The 25,989-nt window shown below is 54.0% G+C and carries 20 protein-coding genes and 2 pseudogenes; 13 read left to right on the top strand and 9 right to left on the bottom strand.

Annotation, left to right across the window (positions count from 1 at the left end):
* Positions 1-87 precede the first annotated feature (87 nt).
* Positions 88-1,560, top strand: coding sequence for a calcineurin-like phosphoesterase C-terminal domain-containing protein (locus B5G16_RS00330; RefSeq protein WP_162611990.1), 1,473 nt, complete (start codon positions 88-90; stop codon positions 1,558-1,560).
* A gap of 52 nt (positions 1,561-1,612) precedes the next feature.
* Here B5G16_RS00330 and B5G16_RS00325 read toward each other — a convergent pair whose 3' ends face one another.
* Complete coding sequence (locus tag B5G16_RS00325; RefSeq protein ID WP_087259942.1) at positions 1,613-2,233, bottom strand: hypothetical protein; 621 nt, start codon at positions 2,231-2,233, stop codon at positions 1,613-1,615.
* A 101-nt stretch (positions 2,234-2,334) separates the two neighbouring features.
* Here B5G16_RS00325 and B5G16_RS00320 point away from each other — a divergent pair, with 101 nt between their 5' ends.
* The 12 genes and pseudogenes from B5G16_RS00320 to B5G16_RS00270 all read left to right on the top strand — a co-directional run bounded on the left by B5G16_RS00320 (position 2,335) and on the right by B5G16_RS00270 (position 13,182).
* Positions 2,335-3,849 carry a sulfatase gene (locus B5G16_RS00320; RefSeq protein ID WP_087259940.1) on the top strand — a complete coding sequence of 505 codons (1,515 nt, stop codon included), beginning with the start codon at positions 2,335-2,337 and terminating at the stop codon, positions 3,847-3,849.
* A 499-nt stretch (positions 3,850-4,348) separates the two neighbouring features.
* Positions 4,349-5,653: a site-specific integrase gene (locus B5G16_RS00315; protein ID WP_239405913.1), complete on the top strand. Its 1,305-nt coding sequence runs from the start codon at positions 4,349-4,351 to the stop codon at positions 5,651-5,653.
* A gap of 58 nt (positions 5,654-5,711) precedes the next feature.
* On the top strand, positions 5,712-6,320 hold the full coding sequence (locus B5G16_RS00310; protein ID WP_087259938.1) for a DUF6088 family protein: 609 nt from the start codon (positions 5,712-5,714) through the stop codon (positions 6,318-6,320).
* Positions 6,310-6,567: pseudogene (locus B5G16_RS12985) on the top strand (nucleotidyl transferase AbiEii/AbiGii toxin family protein); the annotation flags it as partial. The gene B5G16_RS00310 and the pseudogene B5G16_RS12985, both read left to right, overlap by 11 nt.
* A 77-nt stretch (positions 6,568-6,644) precedes the next feature.
* Positions 6,645-7,322, top strand: a complete 678-nt coding sequence (locus tag B5G16_RS00305; protein ID WP_239405896.1) for a nucleotidyl transferase AbiEii/AbiGii toxin family protein — start codon at positions 6,645-6,647, stop codon at positions 7,320-7,322.
* A gap of 2 nt (positions 7,323-7,324) precedes the next feature.
* Positions 7,325-8,077 (top strand): hypothetical protein, encoded by a 753-nt coding sequence (locus tag B5G16_RS00300; RefSeq protein ID WP_087259936.1) that lies wholly within the window; start codon positions 7,325-7,327, stop codon positions 8,075-8,077.
* A gap of 213 nt (positions 8,078-8,290) precedes the next feature.
* Positions 8,291-8,596 carry a helix-turn-helix domain-containing protein gene (locus tag B5G16_RS00295; RefSeq protein ID WP_087260500.1) on the top strand — a complete coding sequence of 102 codons (306 nt, stop codon included), beginning with the start codon at positions 8,291-8,293 and terminating at the stop codon, positions 8,594-8,596.
* A pseudogene (locus B5G16_RS00290) lies at positions 8,586-9,874 on the top strand (primase-helicase family protein). The gene B5G16_RS00295 and the pseudogene B5G16_RS00290 overlap by 11 nt, the downstream one beginning before the upstream one ends.
* A 183-nt stretch (positions 9,875-10,057) precedes the next feature.
* Positions 10,058-10,855, top strand: a complete 798-nt coding sequence (locus B5G16_RS12810; RefSeq protein ID WP_239405895.1) for a toprim domain-containing protein — start codon at positions 10,058-10,060, stop codon at positions 10,853-10,855.
* Between the two features lie 103 nt (positions 10,856-10,958).
* The gene (locus B5G16_RS00280; protein ID WP_087259934.1) at positions 10,959-11,327 is read left to right on the top strand and encodes a MobC family plasmid mobilization relaxosome protein; all 369 of its coding nucleotides are present in this window, start codon (positions 10,959-10,961) and stop codon (positions 11,325-11,327) included.
* Positions 11,317-12,387: a relaxase/mobilization nuclease domain-containing protein gene (locus B5G16_RS00275; protein WP_087259932.1), complete on the top strand. Its 1,071-nt coding sequence runs from the start codon at positions 11,317-11,319 to the stop codon at positions 12,385-12,387. Before B5G16_RS00280 ends, B5G16_RS00275 begins: the two co-directional genes overlap by 11 nt.
* A gap of 24 nt (positions 12,388-12,411) precedes the next feature.
* Positions 12,412-13,182, top strand: a complete 771-nt coding sequence (locus tag B5G16_RS00270; RefSeq protein ID WP_087259929.1) for a hypothetical protein — start codon at positions 12,412-12,414, stop codon at positions 13,180-13,182.
* Between the two features lie 28 nt (positions 13,183-13,210).
* On the opposite strand, the gene B5G16_RS00265 is transcribed toward B5G16_RS00270, so the two are convergent.
* The 8 genes from B5G16_RS00265 to B5G16_RS00230 all read right to left on the bottom strand — a co-directional run bounded on the left by B5G16_RS00265 (position 13,211) and on the right by B5G16_RS00230 (position 25,813).
* A complete protein-coding gene (locus tag B5G16_RS00265; RefSeq protein ID WP_087259927.1) occupies positions 13,211-13,978 on the bottom strand; it encodes an endonuclease/exonuclease/phosphatase family protein in 768 nt (255 codons plus the stop codon).
* A 5-nt stretch (positions 13,979-13,983) separates the two neighbouring features.
* Positions 13,984-15,351, bottom strand: a complete 1,368-nt coding sequence (locus tag B5G16_RS00260; protein ID WP_087260495.1) for an MFS transporter — start codon at positions 15,349-15,351, stop codon at positions 13,984-13,986.
* 68 nt (positions 15,352-15,419) lie between these two features.
* A complete protein-coding gene (locus tag B5G16_RS00255) occupies positions 15,420-17,672 on the bottom strand; it encodes a DUF5689 domain-containing protein (RefSeq protein WP_087259925.1) in 2,253 nt (750 codons plus the stop codon).
* 25 nt (positions 17,673-17,697) lie between these two features.
* Positions 17,698-18,582 (bottom strand): endonuclease/exonuclease/phosphatase family protein, encoded by an 885-nt coding sequence (locus tag B5G16_RS00250; RefSeq protein ID WP_087259923.1) that lies wholly within the window; start codon positions 18,580-18,582, stop codon positions 17,698-17,700.
* A 17-nt stretch (positions 18,583-18,599) separates the two neighbouring features.
* Positions 18,600-20,357 (bottom strand): RagB/SusD family nutrient uptake outer membrane protein, encoded by a 1,758-nt coding sequence (locus B5G16_RS00245; protein WP_087259921.1) that lies wholly within the window; start codon positions 20,355-20,357, stop codon positions 18,600-18,602.
* A 10-nt stretch (positions 20,358-20,367) separates the two neighbouring features.
* Positions 20,368-23,661: a SusC/RagA family TonB-linked outer membrane protein gene (locus tag B5G16_RS00240; protein WP_087259919.1), complete on the bottom strand. Its 3,294-nt coding sequence runs from the start codon at positions 23,659-23,661 to the stop codon at positions 20,368-20,370.
* A 98-nt stretch (positions 23,662-23,759) separates the two neighbouring features.
* Entirely contained in the window at positions 23,760-24,626 is an 867-nt protein-coding gene (locus tag B5G16_RS00235; RefSeq protein ID WP_087259915.1) for an endonuclease/exonuclease/phosphatase family protein, read from the bottom strand.
* Positions 24,623-25,813: a glycoside hydrolase family 130 protein gene (locus B5G16_RS00230; RefSeq protein WP_204227966.1), complete on the bottom strand. Its 1,191-nt coding sequence runs from the start codon at positions 25,811-25,813 to the stop codon at positions 24,623-24,625. Before B5G16_RS00230 ends, B5G16_RS00235 begins: the two co-directional genes overlap by 4 nt.
* Positions 25,814-25,989 lie beyond the last annotated feature (176 nt).

Here is a 25,989-nt window from a genome sequence, read left to right as displayed (position 1 = left end):
TTTTTTGTCGATTCCGCCGCCGGAAAACTTGTTTTTCCGCTGATGTTTGATTATATTTGCACCACACAACACCCAACTACTATTGCCATGAAACGCCGCTTTGCCCGTCCGATTCTTCCGCTGCTGCTCCTGTTGTTCCTTGCGAAGACGGCCGGAGCCGGGGCACCGGTCCGCGGGCGGGTTGTTTGTGCGGGTCGCGGCGTCTCCGGGGTGGTGGTGACCGACGGCGAACATGTTACCCGGACCGACCGGCACGGAGCCTACGAACTGCCGTGCGGGGAGGATGCCGTGCACGTCTACCTTTCGATTCCGTCGGGATACACCGTGCCGGTTGTGGAGAGCGTTCCGATGTTCTGGGTCCGGATCGACACCCTTGCCGATCGGGATGCCGTCGATTTTACCCTGCTCCGCGAGCCCGACCGCGGACGGTGGCACCGTTTCGCGGCACTGGGCGATCCGCAGGTCCGCAACCTCCGTGAAGTGTCGCAGCTCGATTCGTTGCTCGCCTCGTTGAAGGAGGATTTGGATCGGATGCCGGCGGCGGGCACCGTTCCGGTGCTCGTTGCGGGCGATGTCGTCTTCAACCGTCCGAAGATGCACGGGCCGAGCAAGCGGAGTTTCGCGGCGCTCGGACAGCCGGTCTTCTATGCCATCGGCAACCACGACCACGGCCCGATTCGCGACAGCGAGACTCCGGACAACGAGGAGCCCTCCACGCGGCGGTTCCGCAGCCACTACGGTCCGACGCATTACTCGTTCAACCGCGGACGGGTACACTATATCGTATTGGACAACATCCTTTTCCGGGGCGGGAAGCGCGATGCCTATGCGATCGGCTTCGGCCCGGAGCAGCTGGCCTGGGTCGGGCGCGACCTCTCCTGTGTGCCGAAGAGCCGTGCCGTGGTCGTATTGGCCCACTCGCCGCTGCAAAGCCGCCGGTTCCCCGATCCGGCCCATTACGGGGACAGCCCGTCGCTGCTGGCGCTGCTGGACGGCTATGCCCACGTGCAGATCATCTCCGGACATACGCACACCAACAGCGTATCCACCCCTTCGCGCCGGATGACCGAACACACCGTGGGTGCCGCCTGCGGCGGTTTCTGGGAGGGCCCGGTCTGTCTGGACGGCACCCCGCTCGGATACAAGCTCTTCGAGGTGCGGGGGCGCCGGTTCCGCTGGCGTTATGTCGCCGCCGGGGATGCGGAGCGGCTTTTCCGGGTCTATCCGCCCGACACGCTGCGCTGCGGGGCATCGCGTCCGGCCGCAGAGCTGCTTGTCAATGTCTGGGACTGGGATCCGCAGTGGCGGGTGGAGTATTCCGAGGATGGCGGCCGCACGTTCCGCCCGATGGAGCAGTGCCGCTTCGACGATCCGCGGGCGCTCGATCCTGCGGCGTGCGCCTGTTTCGGCACGGCGGGACATCCGCGGATTCCGGCCCGGCCGTGGATCAAGGCCGTGGTGACGGACCATCTGTTCCGTTGTACGCCTGGTTCGGAGCGGGTGGTGATCCGCGTCGTGTCGCGTTTCGGGGAGACCCGGACGCAGGAGGTCGCTCTTTGATAAAAAAAGACCGTCCCGAAGGACGGCCTCATGGCGTTGGCCCCGGGAGGGATCACTCTCCGTCAGGCATCAGCGGCGCATAGTCGGTCAGCCGTACGACCCGCTCGGCGTGCATCTGCCGGTCGATCCGTATTCCGCTCTTGGCTTCGAGCCAGGCTATTTCGCGTTCGTAGATCTGACGGGCGCGCTCCCGGGCTTCGGTCGGGTTGTCGCGGCAGAGTTTTTTTACGGCCTGCGTCTCCTGTTCGATGACAAAGAAGGTGTTGTTGACGTATTTCAGCTCCATGTAGGATAGTTCGAGCTGTTTGGAGACCGCCGTCTTGGCCTCGCGGCCCCGGGCATAGGCCGCCGGAAGCGCTTCGTAACGGTAGTATTGGAGAAGCTGCTCCCCGGAGAGGACTTCGCGCAGGGCGTTGTCGCGCATCCGTTCGAGTTCCTCCTCGTCGTCGGGCGAGAGCACGCCGTTGCCGCGGTTGACCAGTTCCGAAAAGCGGAGATTCTCCTGCCGGAACCGTTCGGCGAGTTGAGCCTGTTGTTCGGCGGACGCGGTCGTGTGCCGGCATACGGGGTAGAGTTCCTGCAAGACGGCAGGATCATACTGTGAAAGCAGTCGGGTATCGAAAGTTTGGGCCTGTGTACCGAAAGCCCAGCACGTGACTCCGAGAGTCAGCATTGCCAGAAAGGTTTTCATGGTAGTGAAGAAATAAAGTTACGGAATAAAATTCAGACCCTTATTGAACGAAACAAAAATAGAGATTTAAATTGGAAAAAACAATGACAGAGCTGAAAAAAATGCTTTTGGGCGTCGGATCGCTCTCGATGGTCGGTTCCGCCGCAGCCCAGGCGGCCTCTCCGTCGGGGAAGGAGCGGGCCGCCACCCCTCCGAACATCCTGTTTCTGGTGGTCGACGATCTCAAACCCAATATCGGTCCTTATGGGGACCGGATTGCGCATACTCCTGCTTTCGAGCGTATTGCGGCGTCCGGTGTAACCTTTATGAACAACTATTGTCAGTTTCCGTTGAGCGGGCCGACACGGGCCAGCGTCCTCACCGGCCTGCGTCCCGATCATACCGGGGTGTGGACACTCGACGGAATTTTCCGACGCAACAATCCCGATATCGTGTCGCTGCCGCAGTTGTTTGCGGCGAACGGCTACGAGACGATCGGCATCGGCAAGGTGTATCATCCGCTTACGAACAAAACCTATAACAATGATCCTGTTTCGTGGACGAAACCCTACATCAAGCCGCAGGCTCCGGTCTACATGCTGCCGGGCGGGAAGCCCGTGACCGAGTGCGTCGATGTTCCGGACAACGCCTATTTCGACGGTCAGGTCGCCGATGCGGCGGTTGCGCAGATCGGGAATCTGAAAGGGAGTGAAAAGCCCTTTTTTCTGGCTGTCGGCTTCATTCGTCCGCACCTGCCGTTCGTGGCGCCCAAGAGGTATTGGGATCTCTACGACCGGGACGAGATGCCGCTGGCGGAGTTCCGGACGATGAGCTCCGATCCCGTGCCGTGCGCCTATCACAACTCCAACGAGGTGAAGGCCTATACCGATGTTCCGTCGTTCCACAGCTACATGCCGGGACAGGAGCTCGACGAGGAGATCCAGCGCCGCCTCGTGCACGGCTATTACGCCTGCACCTCCTATACGGATGCGCAGATCGGCCGGGTGCTCGACGCTTTGGAGGAGGCCGGACTGGCTGAAAATACGGTTGTCGTGGTATGGGGCGATCACGGCTACCACCTCGGGGACCACGGTCTGTGGAGCAAGTTGACGAACTTCGAGGCTCCGACGCGGACGTTGCTGATGATGTCGGTCCCGGGGATGACCGGAGGCGGGAAATGCCGCACGATGACGGAGTTCGTGGACATCTATCCGACCCTTTGCGATCTGGCAGGTATCGAGCCTCCGTCCTGGATCGACGGCGTAAGTCTGGTCCCGGTGTTGAAGAATCCCCGCAAGTCGGTCAAGAAGTATGCCTTCATGCAGGCCAACCGGCAGGAGATTCAGGGCTATTCGATCCGGGACGGCCGCTATCGCTATGTGGAATGGGTTCGCGGCTTCAAGACCTGCCTGCCTTTCGATGAGGGACAGATCGTCGGATGCGAGTTTTACGACTACGGGACGGATCCGCTTGAAACGAGAAATGCGGTCAAGGATCCGGAATACAGAGGTCGGATTGAGCGGATGCGGGGGGCGTTGCGCCGGTTCTATGCCGAGCAGTACGCCTCGCCGATGAGCGCTCCCATTGCGCGCATGCTGGAAGCGGCCGGGAATCGTTGATTCGGATCGTTTCGAAGAATTTGTCCGGGGAGTGACCGGTTTCGGTGGCGCTCCCCGGATTTTTCATAACCGTTTCCGGTCTTGTACCTCCGAGGTTCCGCCTGTTGGTGTGGCGGCGTAGCCGTTCCGGAGGGCGAGACCATGAAAAAACCGCGTCAAACTTTCGTTTAACGCGGCTCATGGTGCCCAGGACAAGGACCGATTCTTGCAAACTGATGCAAATGGTTGAATTTTAAATTGTTTTATAACTATTTGTTATATAGTATTTTAGGATTCATACGAATGAATGTTGATTTTTCCTGTTTTAGTCGTTTTTCATAAATGCGAACACAGTGCGGACACGGAAATGTTGCTGTATTCAAATATAAATCATATACTTGCAAAGTATCAAATGGCGAGTCTATGGCAAAAGTCACGTATGTATTGACACAGGGAGCGAACAGTGCCGGGGAGTCTCAGATCAATTTTCGGGTCTACATTTCGCGGACTGCGTTTGCGCGTGCCGTCGGGCATCTGGATCGATCGCAAACGCTGGGGTAAGAAGAACGACATCAACATTCCGAATATCCCGGGCGAGGAGCGGAACGCTCTGCTGTCCAAGCGTGCGAAACTGAAAGAGCTGGTCGACGTGATCGAGCACACGATTGAGGCAACCGATGATAAATCGACCGTTACGCGGGAGTGGCTTGAAAAGTTGATCCGTCGGACGTTGCGCCCGAAGGCAACCAATCCCGTTGAGGAGAAGAAACGTGACTTTTTCTCGTTGACGGAGGAGTACCTTGCCGCTCACAAACTGTCCGAGTCCCGGGTCAAACATTTCAAGGTGCTGGTGCGGACGCTGAAGCGCTATGAGTTGTATCGCAGACTGTCGAGTCGCCGTTTTGTGTTGGACGTACATACAGTCACGCCGATGACGCTCGATGATTTCGGGGCATTCCTGATGAAAGAGCCAGAGATCTTCGACGAGCATCCGGAGTTGTACGACGAGGTCCCGTATGCGCGGCCGAAAGTGAGGAAGAATTTGCCGTTGAAGCGCGCTCCGTACCTTAATGCTGCGGGCGAGTTGGTGATTCCGGGACGACCGAAGGAGCGCGGTATGAACTACGTTTCGGATATGTTGATTCGACTGCGGTCTTTCTATGTCTGGTTGAATGACAGCGGATTCACCACCAATGATCCGTTCAAGCAGTATAAGATTGCGGAGATCGTTTACGGCACTCCGGTCTATATTACGACCGAGGAGCGGAAACAGTTGGCCGAGGCGGACATGGGGGATGACAAGCAGCTGGAGACGCAACGCGATATCTTTGTCTTTCAGTGCATGATCGGCTGCCGGGTGAGCGACCTTTACAAGATGACCTATGCCAATATCATCGGGGATTGCATTGAATATGTTCCCCGCAAAACCCGCGACGACCGGGTGGTGACGGTCTCGGTGCCGTTGATCGATGCGGCGAAGGAGTTGATCCGTAAATATCTGGATGAAACCCGAGGGACGTTGTTCCCGTTTATCTCGGAGCAGAAATACAATGTTTATATCAAAGAGGCGTTTCGCAAGGCGGGCCTTACGCGCAAGGTAACGACGATCGACCAGCGGACGCGGCAGAATATCCAGGTTCCGATCTGCGACCTCGCCTCGTCGCACATGGCACGCCGGACATTCATCGGGAATGTCTATAAAAGTGTGAAGGATCCGGCGATCGTGGGGGCGATGTCGGGGCATAAGGACGGCAGTAGAGCCTTTGCCCGTTATCGCGATATTGATATGGATATCAAACGCGAGGTTGTGAGTGTGCTGGAATGAGATTTGTTTTGTCGAAAAAATAATATAAATTTGCGACAGATAATAGACTAATATCAGGATGCAAACAATAGAGGATAAGATACTTGTCAGAATTAAAAAATGCGGACGCGGTAAGCTCTATTCTGCATCAGATTTCGCTGCGTGCGGATCGGGTGCGGCAATCGCGAAGTCATTGGAACGGCTTACTCGAAAGGGCCACCTGGTTCGTATTGCAAGGGGCCTTTATTGCTATCCAAAAATTGACAGGAAGTTTGGCCTGGGCATACAATATCCGACAGTCAATGAAATTGCTGAAAAGATAGCCCGACAAAGCGAAGCCCGAGTTGTTCCGACGGGTATGCACGCGCTGAACATGTTGGGGTTGTCTACGCAAGTTCCGATGAACTATGTGTTTTATACGGATGGCAATTCCCGGACGGTTAATTTGTTCAACGGTCGCAAATTGCGATTCAAGCGTGTGGCGCTGAGAAATCTGGCTTATCAGAATAAAACGTTGATGCTTGCCGTGTTCGCCTTGAAGGAGATCGGACGACCGCAGGTCACGGAGGAGCATATCGCCCAACTGAAGACGATATTCGCCCGGATTCCGAAGTCGCACATTCTGCCCGATCTGCGGCTGGTGCCAGCTTGGATTCATAAAATCATTATGTCGTTTTATGGAGAGTAATTTTTGGACGCTTCCCGAGGGCCAGAAAAGGATGCTCGTCGCGCAGACGAGCGAACGAGTCGGGCTTCCGCCGCAGGCTGTCGAGAAGGACTGGTGGGTGACAATGACGTTGAAGGCCTTGTTCGAATCGTTGTGCCGGGATTTCATCACCTTCAAGGGTGGGACGTCGCTGAGCAAGGGTTGGCATGTCATAGAACGCTTCTCGGAGGACGTTGATATTGCGATTGACAAGTCTTTCTGGGGAATTGCCGGGGACAACAAGTCGCAGCGGGATCGGATCCGAAACTTTCGCGGGCCTATATCGGGCAGGACCTCGTTGCAGAAATGCGGACATTGCTGGCGGGATACGGAGCTTTGGATTTTGAGTTGCGCGTTATCCCGACACAGGATTCTGATGCAGACCCGACATTGGTTCTTTTGCCTTATCGGAGTATTTATGCGGATATCGATTATGTGGAGTCGCAAATCCGAATCGAATTCAGTTGTCGATCGATGCAAGAACCTCGTGCGCGGATTGATATTCGTCCGCTGATTGCCGAGGCATATCCCGACTTGTTCGGGAAACTGGAGTTCCCGATTTATGCGGTCGTACCGACGCGAACGTTTTTGGAGAAGGCATTTTTGCTGCATGAGGAGTTCCAAAAAGAGAATCCTCGCGTCGAGCGGATGACGCGCCATCTGTATGATCTGGAGCGGTTGATGGATACGGATTTCGGAAAGAAGGCTTTGGCAGATCCGAAAATGTATGCCGATATTGTCAAACATCGGAGTATATTCAATACGATCCGAGGAATTGATTATCGGACACACCATCCGAGCCGGATCCAGTTTATTCCGCCCGAAGAATTGGTGGAAATATGGCGCAGAGACTATGAGCGGATGCAGGAATACTTCATCTATGGAGAATCGTTGCCATACGATCAGCTGATTGACCGGATGAAAGAGTTGCAGAATCGGTTTCGGAAAGTGGTAATTGAGGATGATTTTTTCAGCGGGTTATAACTATGAATTCCGATCAATATTTCCATCGAGGGCTTCGTTTGATTCTGGCGAGTGTCCTTGTCTTTTTCCTCATCGTGTTGTTCTGCGTCATGGTTTCGCGGGGCTTCCCGTTCTGGATGGCGCTTGTGTTGCTTGTTCCCGCGGGGCTTTGCGTGGCAGGACTCTACTATTTCAGTATAGGTACTTCGGCGGACCTTTCGGAGCGTTTCTTTCGCCGTTTCCGTCGTGAGCAGCCCAAATCGGATGAGATTTCTATCGTGGAAGAGAAGCCGGAACCCGCAGTCGAGGTGACTGATGAAAAGAGCTTGGATCCGACCGTCGCGATATCCGATGTGATTCCCGGCGATCCGGCCCCGGAGACACCAATTCTCGAAAATGCACTTTCAACGGTCTACACCTATACGGATCAAATCCTGGGTGAAGCCCTTGATGAGTCGAATCGGTTGATTTTACGGCGTCGGCTGCTTTATTTGGCCTGCATGGCAGCGATTCCGGCGTCGGTCCCTCAGGTCCGGCTCCGGGGCGATCGGATCGGTTACGGGGATTTGTGCCACTATGGATGGAATGTGTGGAATGCCTTCAAGGGGGCGCGCAACCAGTTTTATGACCAGAGCGAATTGGCCGAGTGGTTGAAGTCGGGATTCGAATCGTTGGGCAAATACAATACGAAGACCTTGCGGGCCAAACTGCGGGCGACGGATGGCGGTTACGGCATTCGTTTGGTGGAGAACCTGAAGGAGTATATCCAACAATAGGAGCGGAATCTTTCTGTCGATATTCCCTGCACCGATGAGGTGCAGGGATTTTTTTGTTTGGCTTGTATGCGATTGCAATAGCTTGAAAAGTAGCTATTTCTGAAATTGTTTTCCGGTGCAATGGCAGTGATTTGATTGCAAAAACCGGTGCAGAGGAAGCACCTGTTATATTCGCTGCCGAACCTGCTGTTGGGTTCGATAAAAGATCGAGTTATGGACCTGAAACAATTGTATGAAATGGGCGGTGACGTGCATGTAACCGTCCGTCTGGAGGATCTCCGACAATGGCATCGGGAGTTGACTGCCGTCGCCCCGTCGCCCTTGGTCTCGCCAGCCTTGCCGCAAACGGGCGAATTGTACACGCGAAAGCAGACCATTGCCTTGTTGGGTGTCGACTCCTCTACGCTTTGGCGCTGGGCAAAGAGCGGCTATCTTGTCCCCGTGGAGTATGGCGGGCAGCGTCGTTATCGTGTGGCGGATGTGCAGCAAATCCTGAAAGGAGGCCGTCATGACCGCTAAACGAGAGGAGACCGGCACGGCCTATCTGCGCGTGGGGACGACCATCTACAAGCGGGTTCAGCAGCCACTGAGCAGCGGCCGGAGCATCGAGACCCTCCTGGCGTGGAATGTCGAGACCCTGCGTCAGGATTTCGGGAAGGATTACCTGGCCCGCATTCCGAAGTACGACGGATTCTGCACAGTTCCCGACCATACGAACTACCGGCGGGAGATCCACGGCTTCCTGAACCGCTACGAACCGATTCCCTTCCAGCCGGCCGAAGGGGATTTCCCGCACATCCGCGGCTTTCTGTCGCACATCTTCGGCGAGCAGGTCGAGATGGGGTATGACTATCTGCAGCTGCTCTACCTGCGCCCCTTGCAACGGCTGCCGGTATTGTTGCTGGTGTCAGATGAACGCAACACGGGAAAGACGACCTTTCTCAATCTCTTAAAGTCGATCTTCGGCGGAAACGTGACCTTCAATACCAACGAGGATTTGGCTGTGCCTTCCTCCTTCGCACCTCGGTAATTCGAATAAATTCGATTACTCTCGGTTTGGCGTCGGTTCCGCTCGCAGTTCAACGACGACTGGACGGGTAAACTATTGATCTGCGTGGACGAGGTGCTTCTCAACCGCCGCGAGGATTCCGAACGAATCAAGAACCTTTCGACCGCCCGCAGCTACAAGGCCGAGGCAAAGGCCGCGACCGCCGGGAGGTGGAGTTTTTCGGCAAGTTCGTCCTCTGCTCCAACAACGAACGCAATCCCGTGCTGATCGAGGCTGCAGAGACCCGCTACTGGGTGCGGCGTATCCCGCCGCTGACGCACGACGACCAGCAGCTGCTTGCCCGGATGCAGACTGAAATCCCGGGGCTGCTGTTCTTTCTGCAACAACGCACGCTCTCGACCCGGGAGGAGAGCCGCCTGTGGTTCTCCCCGCGGCTCCTGGCGACGGAGGCCCTGCGGCGGATCATCCACTACAACCGCAGCAAGCCCGAGGCCGAGATGCTGTCGATCATCCGCGACATTCTGGATGGCGAGAAGCTGGAGGAGTATCAGTTCGACGTGAGTGACATGGTGAACATGCTGGAGATCCGCGGCATCCGGGTTGACCATCCCACCGTGCGGCGAACGCTGACCGAGAGCTGGCAGCTGCGGCCGGCACCGCCTACCTACTACCAACGCTATACGATTACCTACAACGGCGAAACGCAGCGGCAGGACAGCAAGACGGCACGGATCTATACCGTCACGCGGGAACAGCTCGGCGGATTGCTGAACGAAGCAGCGATGTAAGAATGTTGAAAAAAGAAGGTAGCTTTCTTATTTTCACAATCTTACATCTCTTACAAATCCTCTTACAAAGTCTTACGGGTTCTTACGGGCTTACAGCACCGAATGCCGTGTAAGAAAGTTGTAAGACGTCAACCTTTTCTTTCACTGGATTTTACACTGTTTTCTCAACAAACTTGCAGAAAAATGAATACCACCCCATATTCTCCCCGGATCCCCATCCGGGAATATCTTGCCCGCCGTGGCCTTGTGCCCGGGATTGCGGCGGCGTATTGTCGGGAGGTACGCTATCAGGTCCGCAGCCGCTGCTTTTTCGCCATTGGCTTCCGGAATGACTGCGGAGGTTGGGAGCTGCGCTCCGAGCGGTTCAAAGGCGGCTCCTCGCCCAAATACACTACAACACTCAAAGGATGCAATGCTATCAGTGCAATCAATGCAATCGCTGACAACGATGCAATCACGGATTGCCCTGCAACCGGTGCAACAGCATCATTCCATGCCGGCAATGATCCGATGGCTTGCGAATCGGACAGAGCCATGTCGGCATCCCATGCAAGCGTCATGGTCTTCGAAGGATTCATAGATTTTCTCTCGTATCTGTCGCTTGCGAATAACATACATCCGGTCAGCGATACGGTCGTGCTGAACTCGGTCGTCAACCTGCCCAAAGCCATCCCGTTTCTCTCCCGGCATCCGGTGATTCACGCCTTCTTTGACAACGACGAAGCCGGGCGTAAAACGACCTCCGATCTGATCCGTCTTTGCCCCCGCAGCGAGGTAATCGACCAAAGGCATTTTTACAGCGGACACAAGGACGTAAACGACTATCTGATCGCCCGCATAAAAGGCCGAACACAAAAGCCTTCGACACAGAAGAACGCCCCCGAAACAAAGGCTCTTCAGACTGTCCGGAATAATCTTCAACCCTCGAAAGCAGAAACAACGACGATTGAGCCTCCGCGTCGGAAAGGGGTAAAGATTTAAGGAAGGCAAGGTTGTGTTTTCGTAGACGAAAACTCCGCCTTACCCGGTGGCCGCCGTAAAATCCCGCTGGTCTGAACAAAAAAATGCTTACACACCACTTATCATGGCAACACCGAAGAAAACATACAGCAAACAGGGCGGGCGCCCGAAAGTCGGCATCGGCCGCATCCGCAAATATGTCGTCAGCACCCGGCTCAGTCCCGAACGGAAACTCCGCTTTTCGGCCCTTTGCCGCGAGGCAGGGCAACCGTCTGCCGAAGTGCTGCGCCAGCTGATCGACCGAGGAACGGTAAGAGCACGGATCACCCGCGAACAACTGGATTTCATGGCCCAACTGAAAGGCGTCGCCCGGAATCTGAACCAGCTGACCCGGCTGGCCAATGCCAAAGGTCTGGCGGCTGTCAGAGTACGGCATGCGGCGATCGTCACGGCCATCGAAAAACTCCTGAAACAGATATGCGATGGTCGGTAAGGTAATATCCGCTTCGTCCTTTTCGGGAACGGTGGGTTATGTGATGAAAGAAGAATCCCGGATATTGGAAGCTGAGGGCATTATGCCTCCGGAAGTAAAGGATATGGTGCAGGACTTCAAAGACCAGACTCTATTGAACCCGCGGCTGAAAAACACCGTCGGGCATATCTCGCTGTCTTTCTCACCCAAGGACGCTCCGCGGATGACCGACGCCCTGATGACGCAGATCGCAAAGGAATATATGCAAAAGATGGACATCACCGATACGCAGTATCTATTAGTACGCCATCTCGACCAACCCCATCCGCACTGCCATCTGGTCTACAACCGGGTCGGAAACAACGGGCAGACCATATCGGACAAGAACATCAAGCTTCGGAATGCCAAGGTATGCCGGGAGCTGACCGAGAAGTACGGATTGTATCTCGCGTCGGGAAAGGACGACGTACGTCGGGAACAGCTGCGCGAACCGGACAAGAGCAAATACGAAATTTACGATGCGATCAAAGGCTGTCTGCCCAAATGCAAGAACTGGAACGAGTTGGAAGGTAAATTAAAGGAACAGGGCATCGGCGTCCGCTATAAGTATTGCGGAAATACTGACCGGAAACAAGGTGTCCTGTTCTCGAAAAACGGTTTCGAGTTCTCCGGATCGAAGATCGACAGGGCTTTCAGTTTTACAAAACTCGACAACCGGTTCACCCACCTGCAACAGCAGGCGCTGCATCGGGCCGAGCTCCTCGGGAACCTCTCGGCGGCGGCAGGCAATTACCGTTCGGCATTTGCAGGGCTGTTCGGTGGCATGGGCGGCGGCAGTGCGCGCGAAGAGCCACTATCGGTAAACCTCGGAAAGGCAGGCGGGATTCCGCTGCCGCCGACCGGTTCGCCCGTCGGAGTGTCGGCCGAGCAGTTGCAGCGCAAGCCGGGAGAAAGTCCCGAAGAGCATATAGCACGAATCACGGCGTTGCTCAATGCCGCGGCCGAAGCGATGGCCATAGCCGCGGCGGAGCACCGCCGCAGGATGGAAGAACAGAAAAGAAGAACCAAAATAAAACTGTAACCGAATTAGAAAATCTCAAAAACCATGAACGACGAAAATAAGATCGACCTCTCGATCGAAATGTATGAAGACCTCAAGGAAACGCTTGTCAAAGCCATCAAAAACGCCAAAGCAGGCGGCGCAGGAAACGCAGGTTTGGAGAATGTACAACTGGAACGGATCGAGCGACTGATAGAGGCTGCGGAACTTTCGCAGGAACAGATTACGCAACTGCTCGAACACCTGCAACGGTATACAGCCTTGCCCGGAATAAAAACCGAGCAGGAACGGGAGATCGTTAACAAATACGACATGCTGCTGCAACAGTTAGCTGGGAGACTGGAGGTGATCGACAAGGAGAACAGGAAGACGCATACGTTGATCGAGCAAGTGGGCCAAGCCGTCGAAGCAGCGGCAATGCCCGAAAACCTGCCTGTGCAGGAACACCGCCACATCTATACGCTCGACATTAAATCCTCGAAAACATTTCTGACTATGTTCATCATGCTGGGAGGTATTTTCCTGCAAGCTGCATTCATCTACCGAATCTCGGAAAATAATAGGCTGTTGGCCGTGAACGACCTGAAATACCGTTACGTGAAGATGTGCGGGAAAATCGGCGAAAAGGAGTTGATGGAATTGGAAACGGTATTTTGGGACGAACAGTATAGAAACCTCCGCGATACCGTTCGAAACCAAGTCGAACGATACGAGGAAGCCGTAAGGCATCGAGCCGAACAATTAGAGCAGGCGACTGTTAAGGAGCGGAAAGCAAAAAGACTGCTCGACGATGTGAAGAGATTAAGAGGAGAATAATGTTATTACGAATAATATTCCTACCGTGTCAGTTAAAAAAAGAGGCCAATTTGAAAGTTACCAAAACAGGATAATGATCCGAAGCTTTTGCGGCTGCATAATCTACCTCATGAGAAATTACTTCAAAAGCAGACTCGGGAGTATACATCAAATAGTCAATCGTTTTTCCACCGTCATCGTCGGTCGTCAGCTCCGAGCAAGAGTTGCCCACGTTAAACTTGGATGCCAATAATTGAATCGGAGCCTCTTCCGGTCGGGCATTCATATCTCCGCCCAAAATAATTGGAATATTGATATGCTCCGTTAAGCGAAGTATTTCTCTAATTTGCGCTATCCGCAAAGAATCATCGGCTTTGTGATCAAGATGCGTCGTGGCAAAACAGATGTCATGTCCCTGTTTACGAATCCGGACATATCCAAAAGACCTCATGTAATCTCGTCCCGGTATTCCCAATCTGAAACTACGCTCTTCCAGAATCGGGTATTTCGAGAGGATGACATTCCCATAATCTCCTCCGGAACGAATGTCGAGTGCATGAATGAAGGCATGGTATTTCAAGCCCGTCATCTCGGCCAATATGGCTGGTGTGTCGCCGGGATTTAGTTCAGTAAAACGTTCAACTTCCTGCAAAGCTACCAAATCCGGATTGTTGCGGCGAATTGCATCGGCAATAGCTTCGATTCCGGCATTACGCCCGCTATAAGTATTATAGGTCATTGTCCTCAGGACAATCTCCTTCTGAGAACAGCCGTTTGCAATTATGGCCCAAAATAGTATAAAAAGAATTTTTTTCATCTATATTACTTTTTCTTCGAAACGAAAAGTGCGAGAATGAACGACAGCGCCGAAGCCGCGATCCAGAAAATGGTGGCCGTGTCGAAATCGTAGGTCGTGACACCGTCCGTAACCGTCTTGCCCGAGTTGATGAGCCAGCCGCTGACGATGTCCTGCAACCCGGCGCCGACGTAGCTGGCCATTCCGACGATACCCAGTGCGGCACCCGTGGCCTCACGCGGTACGATGTCGATGGCCATCAGTCCGCCGAGGAAGCAGATCAGCACCCCGATGGCCATACCGAATAACACCATGCTCAGCAGGTTGACGAACATGCTGTCGCCCGAGTAGAGGAACAGGCACAGGGCGACGGTGTTCAGCACGCCGAAGCCGAAAGCCAGCACGTTGCGGCGGCCGTGGAACAGCGTGTCGGACAACCATCCCGAAAAGACCGTTCCGACGATCCCCAACAGGGCGTTGACCGAGATGACCTGCGTGGCCGTGGCCAGCGAATATCCCTTGACCTCTTGCAGGAACAGCACGCCCCAGCCGTTGATGGCGTAGCGCGAGACGTACATGAAGGCGCTCGACAACGCCAGCACCCAGACGAAGGGGTTGCGGATGACCGAACGCTGGAGTTCGGAGGTGGACCCGTGGTCGTGGCTTTGCTCGGGGGACTCCTCGCCGGTCAGCACCTCGATCGGAGGCAGGCCCTTCGATTCGGGGGTGTCGTGCAACAGGAAAACGATCACCAGCACGCCTAACACCCCGGCCACCGACGACCCGACGAAGCCCCACTGCCAGCCGAAGATGCCGACGACGGCCCCGACGAAGAGGAACGAAAGGAACTCGCCGAGGTTGTGGCTGGCGCTGAAAAATCCGTAGTAGGTGCCGCGCTTGCTCAGGGGGTACCAGCGCGAGAGGGCGATGATCGCCGGGGGCGCGCCCATCGACTGCGACCACCCGTTGACGCCCCACATCACGGCGAAGGCGATGAAAAGCGTCATATTGCCGACCATGCCCCCGCCGTTGGCGAAGCCCAACGCCCCAACCAGCAGGTTGGCGACGGCCGAAACGCACAGTCCCGCGGCCATGAAACGCTTGATGTTGCTGTGGTCGGAGAGGAATCCGTTGACGAATTTGCCGATGGCATAGGCGAACAGCAGCGCCGAGCCGATGATGCCCAGCTGCGTGGCGTCGAGCGCCCCGCTTTCGAGGATCGGCTTCTTGACCACATTGAGGCTCGTACGGCAGACGTAATAGAGGCTGTAACCGACCGTGCCGGCGATGAAGCTCTGGAAACGGAGCTTTTTGTAGAGTTTCATGCGTGCTGCGTCGTCGCCCGTGAACGGTGCCGAAGGTGCGCTTTTGCGAAAGTAGGAAAAAATCGGCATGAATATCTGTTTATGAAAATAAGCCTGCACTGGAAACAACTTTCCGGTGCAGGCTTATTCGTTTTATCTTAACGCTTTACGACACATATATCATCAAGGAACCAGCGCGTAAAGCCGCCTTCGGCTGCTTCGCTCGTGAAACGCAATTGAGTGGCGGAGGTCGCTCCGTTCACCAGGAATCGGAAATCCGAGAAACTCTGATAGTTCATACCCGATATCACCTTTGAAGTTCCACCGTCGATTGTGCCGCCACCGATCACTTCGACCTTGAAGCTGGTCATATCACCCTTCTTGTCGGCGGCATCGGCCATCATCGACCCTGTCTTATAGGCCATTGCTTTCAGCGTCACCTCGATATCCGTCGCTTCGGCCAACGCCGAGAGAGCAGGAGTGGTCAACTGACCGACTTGGCAGGAAAGGGCATTGGGCAGCGTTGCCTGGAACGGTGCATGGCCGATCTGGACGTAACCCGGACGGGCACTCACGTTCTCTCCGGTCAAGCCGCCTTTTTCCTCTTCGTTCCAATTCGAAATGTCATCGCCCGAGAAGACGTTCATATTGACCAGTTTATCACTTCCCAGCAAGTAATCTACACCACCGTAGATCCGATCGAAACCTTCGGTATAAATTGCTCCGGCGGGGAAAGTCGTCAAATCGGATGAAGGCCGGTCGAGTACTATCGCAGCGTGCAGACGACCTTCGCCGCCTTCCGTAGCCTTCGTATCGCCGCCTATGCGGATGTCCTCTTTTTGCATGATGCGGATATAAAGCGTAGAGCCTTTTCTAAGCGTTTCGTGCAGTGTCACCGGCACAGAGAAGAAATGCGGAACGTTACGCATGCCCGAAGGAATCAGCAAATCGCCGCATGTTTCCCATAGCGTGTTGTCGGTCGAACTTTGCACGGTATAATTGCGCGGGGCATAATTCGTTCCCGTAACGCTGCATGAAAGCCACAACGTCCCGGAAACCGTTTCTGCAATCGGATAGGTTAACAATACATAGGGATAGGGATTTCCGGTATCCCACAGCTGGAGCGAGAAGATGTTGTCGAGCTTATCGGCATTAACCCTAAACCGCACCCCGTTGTTTTTACCATTCGACGAAGCCTTGCTCCTGTAAAAGGTCATCGTGACACCTGATCCGTCGTTCGGCTCCACAATCTGTTTGGCCGGCGGTGCCGAAAGGAAATTCGTCCATGTCGATCCGTCAGACATCCGCATCGTATTATAGTACATGCCATCGGCATCCGAGGCCCCTTTGGCCTTGAACGAGAAGATATATGGCAGTCGGATACCCGAAGCGGCGCCGAAACGGTTTCCCGAAAGAGCGAAATCTTCCGCGGTGACGGGCAAGAGTACCTCTTCGCCCTCCACCAGGGAGGCAATACCTGCCAGCCGGCCACTACCCGTCGGCACGGCGGCTCCGACGAACGCCGCACCCGACCATGTGTAAACCGCGTAACGTTCATTGTCTTCATCCTGGAATTCCACGCGCCCATCCATCGTAGCGGTCAACTCCGTAGCTACAGCTTGCACGGTCTCTAAGGCGACGTACATCGATTCGTAGGTCTTGGCAACATAATCGGCATGGGAGATGACAACCGGACTGAGTTGCACATTCGAGGTTTCGGTCCGCACTATGGCAGCATCGGCCGCGGGTTGCAATTCGAGTATTCCGTTCTCATCGCGCGTCAGCACGGCACCCTTAACCGGAATTTCCAATTCTTCACCGAAGTCGTTCCACGAAAGCTCTTCCGTGCGGACGAGGATGCCCGAACCGGGTTCTTTGGCATCTTGTATGCCGAAAACTCCGCCAGGCAGGTTTGCTCCAATGGCAGCCGTATTGACTATTGCGCAGATCTTTTTGTCCTCCGTAATGGTATATTCGGGAGTTCCGACCGTCAGGTTCGAAGCCAACGAGCGCAGTTCAGCAATCGTCAGATAGGAGCCGTGAGCGGACTGCTTCACGAAAACCGTCAGAGTTTGCGACGGATCGTCGGTAGAGCGAATCGTCACTTCCGCGTCTCGAACAGTCGAGGTATTGGGCATAAGCGAAAGAACAATGTCGGCATTTCCCAGACCTGTTTTCGGGGAAATGGAAAGCCATTGAGCGTCTTCGTCTTCGATGACGACCTGCCAATTGCAGTTGGCTTTAAGAGCGACCGTGAAATCCGACTCCATGGCAGGGGCGGCAATCTGCGTCTTATCGGCCCGAAGCGACGCATTCGGAAGATCGACATCTTGATTTACGCATGCTGCGGCCAATACCGGTATGAAAAGCAGTGCGAAAAACCGCCGGGCATTTGAAAATATCTTGTTCATAACAACACAGTCTTTAATTGGGCATTTACTCTTTCTTGAGGTCTACGAAAACAGGCAGGTGGTCCGAGACGGTATAGACATCGATTTCCGAGAAAGTCGGAACGGCTGCTCCGAGTACTTCACAAGAAGCCTGATTGCCTGTGTAAACCAAAACGTAGTCGATGCGGGTGTTTCCCGTAGACATCGTGTAGTCATTCGAGGAGATGATTTTCCAGCTTTTGAGCAGTTCAATGAAAGCATCCGACGTCGTCCTGTTCAGATTCAGGTCTCCAGCCAGATAGACTGGCTTGTCCGACGTCTGGAAGTGTTCTGCGGCATATTCATTCAGCCGCGTGGCAGCCGCCGTACGGTTAACCTCCGATTTGTGACAGAAGTGCGTGGCGATGAAGACGAAACGCTCGAATTCGGCTACCAGAGCGATGCGGGCTTCGGTTTGATCGGGGTTCGGCAGGGAAAGTATATCGTGCGAGAGAGGCTCTTCGCGCGAGAGAATCCCGTTGCCGTACTGCCCTCCCCGCTGGTCGATGGCACGACCGAACGTGGCATACATTCCCGTACGTTTCGCCAGTTCCTCAATCTGCGAGACACGATGCCAAGAGGTCTTTTCATCCAGTTCCTGAAGGGCAATGGCATCGGGTGCCACAAGGCTGATGACCTTGGCCGTCATGTCGTAGTGCGCCCGATCATAGGCCGGATCCTGTGTAATAGGCCCTTCGCAGCGATGAGTATTGTAGGTTGCCAGGCGCAGGGAGTTGTCCAGCCGGTCGTAACCATCGACATAAGGATTTGAACCGCCATTCCCGGAGGCAAATCCGAGATCAAAATCGGAATTGTCCCCTTCCAGATCGTGGCAGGCGGATGCACCTGCTGCCAAGCAGAATAACAAGGCTATCGTTTTCAATGTTTTCATTTCGATTCGTTTTTAGATTAAAAAGGCAGTCCGTCATTCCATCCGGGATTCTGTGAAATAGCCCCCTGCGTAAGCACCCGATCATCGGTCGGAATGGGGTAAAGATAATCGCGCGCTTCGTTCCAGATACGTTGCTGTGTACTATGAGCCAAAACATTGCCGCTCGTTCCTTCGCTCAGAACGATATCCGACCCTAATTTAAGGTAAAGTACGTCGGCGCTGTTTCCCGGAGCCTTCTCGGTATCGTATATGCAAACGTCAACCGACCCGTTCCCGTCAAGATCGTACTCACCCGTACCGGGAAAGTAAAGCCCTTCGATAGGCTTCTCGAAACGTTTGCCTTCTTTCCAACGCACAATGTCCCAGTAACGAAGTCCCTCCATCGGAGTTTCGAGCGTCCGCTCGCGGCGGATTTCCAGAATGACCCCCTTGTTGTCTCCGGTCACGTTGGCATATCCCGTTTCGGGTGAGGAGAGATAAGGATCAGGATTCGCATTCGCTTCTTCCATGTCGAGGTCGGGTAACCCGGCACGAACACGCAACGGCCGGATCGTATTATCAAGGTCCGCCTGTTTCAACGTTCCCAGTTCGGCCTTGGCTTCGGCATAGTTCAGCAGCACCTCCGCCAACCGGAAAAGAGGCATATCGTTGGTCGAGGCTTTGTTTGCGTCATATTTCTCTTCGGTGAGATATTTGATAAGTTGATATCCGGTCGTCGAGCGCGAAAGGTCCGGAGCCAGTTCCTTGCTGCCGCCGATTCGTTTGTACCCCGGAGTGCGGAGTGTCTGCGCCATGCGCAAATCGCGGTTCTTGCACTCTTCGACAAATGTCTTGATAGCATAGTTCTCCTGATCCGTGTAGCGTGATCCGTCGCGCATGAGGTACATGTTGACCACGTTGCGCGTCATGCCGGGACGTCCCATCGTCGCACCCGTAAGGTGTCCGTTGACATCGTGCGTCATACCGCTGATGGCCGACGTATAGGCCCGCGCCAAAATAATCTCTGTCTCAATGGCATTCTGAGATGTGAAAAGATCCTGATAAGGCGTGCTGCCACTCGTGTAAATCGAATAAGGCCCGGTCAAGAAAGGCTCCGAAGCATTGACGCACGCCTGAAGAAACTCTTCATATCCGTCGAGTCCGTGATATTTCCGGAATGTCCCTTCGAATAACGCGATACGCGACTTCAAAGCGCGAGCCGTCCATCGGGTTACGCGGTAGACATTCTGCACCTCGGGCAGATTGGCGATGGCGAAATCCACATCCTCCATTACTTTCTCCATAACCGACTCGCGCGAATCGCGTCCTTTGTACAGTTCTTCTTCATCCGAACCCAGCGGACGGTCCACCCATGGTACATCGCCGTAGCGTTTGACCTTCTCGAAGTAGAAATAGGCCCGGAAAAAGCGGGTCAGACCCTCGTATTCAAGTCGTACGGACTCATCCTCGACTTGCGATGCACGTGAAAGGAAGAAATTCATTTCACGCAACTTTTCCCAGTTCCAGTTACCGTCGGTCGGCATGGGCTTGCGCACTCCCGATATTTCGTCGGCCAGCACATCGCGCACGATAACATCGTAAGGCTCGCTATAAATACCCTCGGCGGACGGGAAGACGGTGTAGTAATTGTTTGTCCAAAGTTCGCAGTCGGTCTCCGTCTTGAAATAGGTATCCGGGGAGAGACGGTCTTTTGGCTGATAGTCGAGCATGTCCTCGCACGATATACAGGCTATAGCTGCGGAGAGGAACAACGCATTGATGATCGTATGTTTCATGGTCGTATGTTTAGAATGTCAGGTTGACGCCGAAAGCAAAGGTTTTGTACCACGGATAGGCGTCCGAATTTCCGCTGTTGGTAGTCGCTTGCTCCGGATCGATAAAATCGCTGTGCAATTTCGTAAAGTAGAACAGATTTTCACCGCTGAAATAGATGCGGCATTTCGAAAGTCCTACTTTTGATATCCATCGTTCGGGCAAACTATACCCAATAGTGAGATTTTTCAGGCGACAATAAGCCAGATTTTGCAGGTAACGATCGTTGACGTTGCGCATTGAGTGCTTGGAATCGCGGGCCGAATAAGCACGAGCGCGGGGGAAATAGGCGTCGGGATTCTCTTCACTCCAAACATCGGACATGAAATTGCGTGGAATGAACGATGCGAACGGACGGACATAGGGACCCCAGAATTTGATGTTGTCGTTGGCAGGATACCAGTCTTGACGTCCTACGCCCTGAAAGAAGGTCGAAATGTCGAATCCGCACCATTCGAATGACAGGTTCAGACCATAGGTATAACGAGGGGTGCTGTTTCCGATTTTCACACGGTCACCCGGATTATCGAGCGTACCTGCCCCCTCATTTACGGCATTGTCGCCGTTCAGATCGAGATATTTCATATCGCCGGCTTGAATTCCTTGTCCGTATTCGCCCGCATCAGTGCGAAAATAGTCGTAGCAGACTTCGGTCAGATCGATCCGGGAGGCATATTCCTGGGCTTCGGCGGTCGTCCGGAACAAACCATCTATACGGTATCCCCATATTTCGCCCACCTCTTTGCCTACATAGGGGTCGCTCAAAATTCCCGAAGGGTTATCCACTTTGGTGTACTTGGCCGTATAATCAGCCAAGGTCGCCGTCACAGCGTAATGGAAAGGACGTCCGGCGACCTTGAACGAATCCCGCCAGCCGAGTGCCAGTTCCCATCCTTTGGTACGGATGTCATTGGCATTGACCATAGGCTCATCAGCACCATAAATTGACGGCAGCGATTTTCCTTGAGTCAGGATGCCTTTTACATCGCGGATATAAGCATCGAACGTAAGGTTCAAGCGCGAACGCAGCATATTCAAATCAATACCGATATTCTTGTGGACCACTTTCTCCCAGGTGAGATTGCCCGCTACCGGATCGTCTGCATAGGCATAAGCGCCCCCGCTGACCTTGTCGAACGTGTAGTTGCCCATTACTTTTTGCGTGTTAATGCTCTGTATGTAATCGTACGATCCTACATCCTGATTCCCCAGCGTACCGTAAGAGGCCCGAATTTTAAGGTTGTCGATTACGCTGCGGACAGGCTCGAAAAATTTCTCTTCGCTGATCCTGTACCCCAGCGAAAACGAAGGAAAGAATCCGAAGCGATCCCCGCGAGGGAACTTCGACGATCCGTCATAACGACCGTCTATCTCGAATAAATAGCGTCCTTTATAGTTGTAGGCTGCTCGATAGAAGATGCCTACGGTTGCACGTTCGTCGCGGCCTCCGGTAAGTTCGGGAATTTCACCCACAGCGAGATTAAAATCCGAGAGTTCCTTAGTCAGCAGATCTTCACGTGTAACTTTCAGATCTCGATGGCGGCGTGTCTCGTAGTTGAAACCTCCGATCACCTCCAAGTTGTGTCCGTTCCAATCGTTTTTGTAGGTGGCGAAAGCATTCGCCGTATAGAAATTCTGATCGTAGACTACCTCCCGATAGGAGTCGGAGTAATTGGTTGTCATCGTCTCCACCTCACCCGGGTATTTCGAATACTGTACATCCATCTCCCGGTAGTCATTGCGCAGGTACCCTTTCTTATAACCGAAATCGGCCTGTGCCGTCAGATTTTTATGAATTTTGAAGATGAAATCGAATTTGGTGGCCATTTCCTGAGTCAGATTGTGGCCTCCGGTACCTCCCTGTTGCATCATAGCGACCCATCCGTCCGACGGGAAGTGCGTCGAAGAGTAAGTCAGAGAAGTATAAGCCACAGACGTTCCGTCGGGATTCATCGGGACGAAACTGGCCAGACAGTGCATTCCCGGACGGCGCCAGTTGGTCGATTCGCTCTCCACTCCCGAATAAGTATAGCGACCGCTAAACATACGTGTGGAATTCTTAATTTCAAGCCACGGGCGAACCTCGAATGAAAGGTTCGAACGGATATTGTACGATTTATAGCCGTCGTCTCCGAGTTTCTGTACTCCTTCCTGCGAATAATATCGTCCGCTGACGAGATAAGACATCTTGTCACTGCCTCCCGAAATGCTGATATTGTGATCGGTCGTGGGACGGCTCATGTCGTAGAGGTAGTTGTACCAGTCGAAGTTGGCTAAGTAGACGTAGTTTTCGCGTCCAAAGCGGTTGTCGATGATGACCCACGGACGATCGGGATGTTCTGTCTTGTCGTTACGCCGTTCCCACATGGCCTGATAGTCGGCCGGGGTGTAATTGGTATAACGTACGCCGCGACCCGATTCCATGAAAAAATCGGCGATGCCGGCCGAATAATAGCCGCGAGTCTCGTAATCGGTAGAGGTCGTCGGCGCCGAGAAAGCGAAATAGCCATCGTAGGATACCGTTGCTTTCTGATTCCGGCTGCCGCTCTTCGTGGTGATCAGAATCACGCCGAAAGCGGCTTTTGCACCGTAGATGGCAGCCGAGGCCGCATCTTTCAGCACAGAGATCGTTTCGATGTCGTTGGCGTTGATGCGGTCGGGATAACTCTCCACGCCATCGACAAGAATCAGCGGACTGCCGCCGTTGGGCGAACCCGTGCCGCGAATCTGGAAACTGGCTCCTGCACCGGGTTTGCCCGAAGAAACCGTCACGTTGAGATTGGGAACCATACCCTGCAAAGCCTGTCCGAGATTGGCGACCGGGCGATTTTCCAACTCTTTCGACGTCACCTGTGCTACTGCGCCGGTCAGATTCGCTTTTTTCTGGGTGCCGTAACCTACGACGACCACATCGTCGATTAGGGTATCATCCTCGGCTAATACGACATCGTAAACGTCTTTCGAGGCAAGTACGCTGAACTCTTGGTCGGCATAACCTATGAACGAAACAACGACCGTGGCCCCTGTCGCAACATTGTGCAGGGAAAACGAACCGTTGTCCGTTGTAGTAACGCCGATGGTCGTGCCTTTCACAATGACACTGGCACCGGGGATCGGCTGTCCCGAAGTGTCGGTTACTCGACCGGAGACCGATACAACAGACTGTGAGGTCTGTGCGGCGACCGGACTAACCGAAAAGAACGATATCAAGAGCAGTATCGCTCCGACGAGCGGCCGGAACAGCCGATAGTTTTGAAAATGTTTCATAATTTATTCAGTTAGTAGATTTACGAATTGATCCGAAATGGCGTACCGAGCAAAAGATAAGTCCCGCCACGACATTTCGAGGCCATTTCTGCCAATACTCAATAGTCCAGTTCCACGACGACAGGAAAATGATCCGAAGGCGTGTGTGCCCGGTATTTTCCCGCCGTGTCAGTAGGAACTCGATAAGTATCGGTCAGAATGCCGTAGCGCAACGGCCGGAAACCGGGTGTTATGAAAACGTGATCGATACGCCGGAAAGTCTTCACATCGGGATCGAACCAATTTTCCGTGCCAGTGGTTGCCAGCCTGATCGGCGCCGCATCGTAAGCGTCGCCAAGTATTCCGGATTCACACAGCAGAGCATGGCAGTCACTCGTTTCGCCCACGTTGAAATCTCCCGTGAGAACGACACGTTCACCGCGGCACATCTCCCGGATCTTGTCCAATACCAACCGACAGCTTTCTATCTGTGAACGCTGACCTTTGTGATCGGTGTGCAACGTGAAAAACCAGAACCGTTTGCGGCTTTTCCTGTCGAGAAACCGGCCCCAAGTGCAAATGCGTACGTAAGCAGCGTCCCAGCCTTTGACAGGCCGGGTGGAATCTTCAGCCAGCCAAAAGTGTCCCGAGTCAAGGAGCCGGAACCGGTCGCGCTTGTAGAGGATCGGAGCGTATTCGCCTTTTTCAACGCCGTCGTCACGTCCCACACCGATATAATCATAATCGGGCAAAACCGCAAGCAGGTCCAGCAGTTGGCCATGAAGCACCTCCTGCGCACCGAAAATGTCGAAATCGTGGAAACGGACGAGATCGGCGATTACGGGGCAGCGTTGCGCCCATCCGTTTCCCTGAGCCGCATCTTTCGGGTTGGCGTTTCGGAGGTTGTAACTGGCTACGGTGAGAGTTTGTGCTCCGGCGAACATTCCCGATGCCAATAACAGAAATAGTCCAAGTATCCGTTTCATACCTCGGTCGTTTCTGGGACGGAATCTCCGGGCGTCTCGACCTCCGGATCGTAGACGGCAACCCCGACGTATGAGTCGGCACAGCCGTAGTAAAGATACCATTTGGATTTGTAATAAACCAATCCTTCAATGAAGACCGTACCGTCTTTATACTGCCCGCTCTTCTCGAAATCATCCACCGGACGGAAGAACGGCACGTCAAGACGCCCGAGTACCTTTCCCGGATCCTCCGAGTCGAACAAAAGCTGTCCTGCGGAATAAGTCCCTGCCGGATAACGCATGTCGCGGTGGGCGTCAACCCGGTTCTTACCGTTATAAAGCAAAAGGATGCCTTTATCGGTCAGCACAGCCGGAGGACCGCATTCGGTCAGCGCACTATCGAAATAGCCATTCCGCGGATAGACCACGCCTTTCAGTTCTCCGTTTTCATCCAATTCCGGAGTCCAGTTGATCAAGTCATCCGACGTGGCAATATTGATCATCCGTTCACCCCAATACATCAGATATTTACCGTTTACGCGCGAGATGACGAGTTTATCGCCGTCGAGTTTGGTTACGATCGATCCCGATTTGCTCTTCAAGTCGCGGAAACGCCCTGAGTAAGCTTTCTGAAAAGCGTAGCCGTGTTTCGTCCAATTCACCAAATCTCGCGACGTAGCCACACAGAGCCGCGGAATCCGGCGGTTCCACGATGTGTAAAGCATTACATAGGTGCCATCTTCGGTTACGGCAATGCGCGGATCTTCACATCCGCCCGGCCAATCGTACGACTTCAAGGCATCCTCTGTCGGGAAAAGTACCGGATCATGCCGGAGTTCCATCGTCACGCCGTCCTCGCTTTGCGCCAAACCTATGCGCGAAGTGCGTTTGCCGATACCCGTCGCCGAATTATCCTCGGCACGGAAAAGTACGCAGATCTTTCCGTCCTTGACGGTCGCCGCCGGATTGAAAGTATCGCTTTCCATCCATCCGACAGAATCCCTGCGCATCGGACAGAAAAATTTGACTCGCGGATCAGGCTGGATAACGGGATTAACCTCTGCGGGACGTACGAATCCGCCCAAGGCCCATTCCGGCAACCTATTTCCGCCTGCGGCGCTTTCCGTTCCGGAACGCCCCGCACCTCCGCAGCCGGAAACCATGATCCCGGCCATTAGGAGCAAAATGACATTGAATGATTTCCTCATAATGGTTAATTTAGGTTTTGCAAAAATAGACAACCGTCGGGACAACATAGTTCTCTATTCTTCAGGAAACGTATTCTACGCTTTTGAAAAAGGTCCTCTCTGTTCCGAAAAAAGTTCTGTCTCGATTTTCCCGGGAGGCAAAATTTTGTTTTCCCGGTCCGGCTTGTTATTTTAGC

The organism is Alistipes sp. An66 (assembly GCF_002161445.1).
Taxonomy (GTDB): domain Bacteria; phylum Bacteroidota; class Bacteroidia; order Bacteroidales; family Rikenellaceae; genus Alistipes; species Alistipes cottocaccae.
The sequence above is the reverse complement of the archived record's forward strand: the minus strand, read 5'-3'. Positions and strand labels throughout refer to the sequence as shown.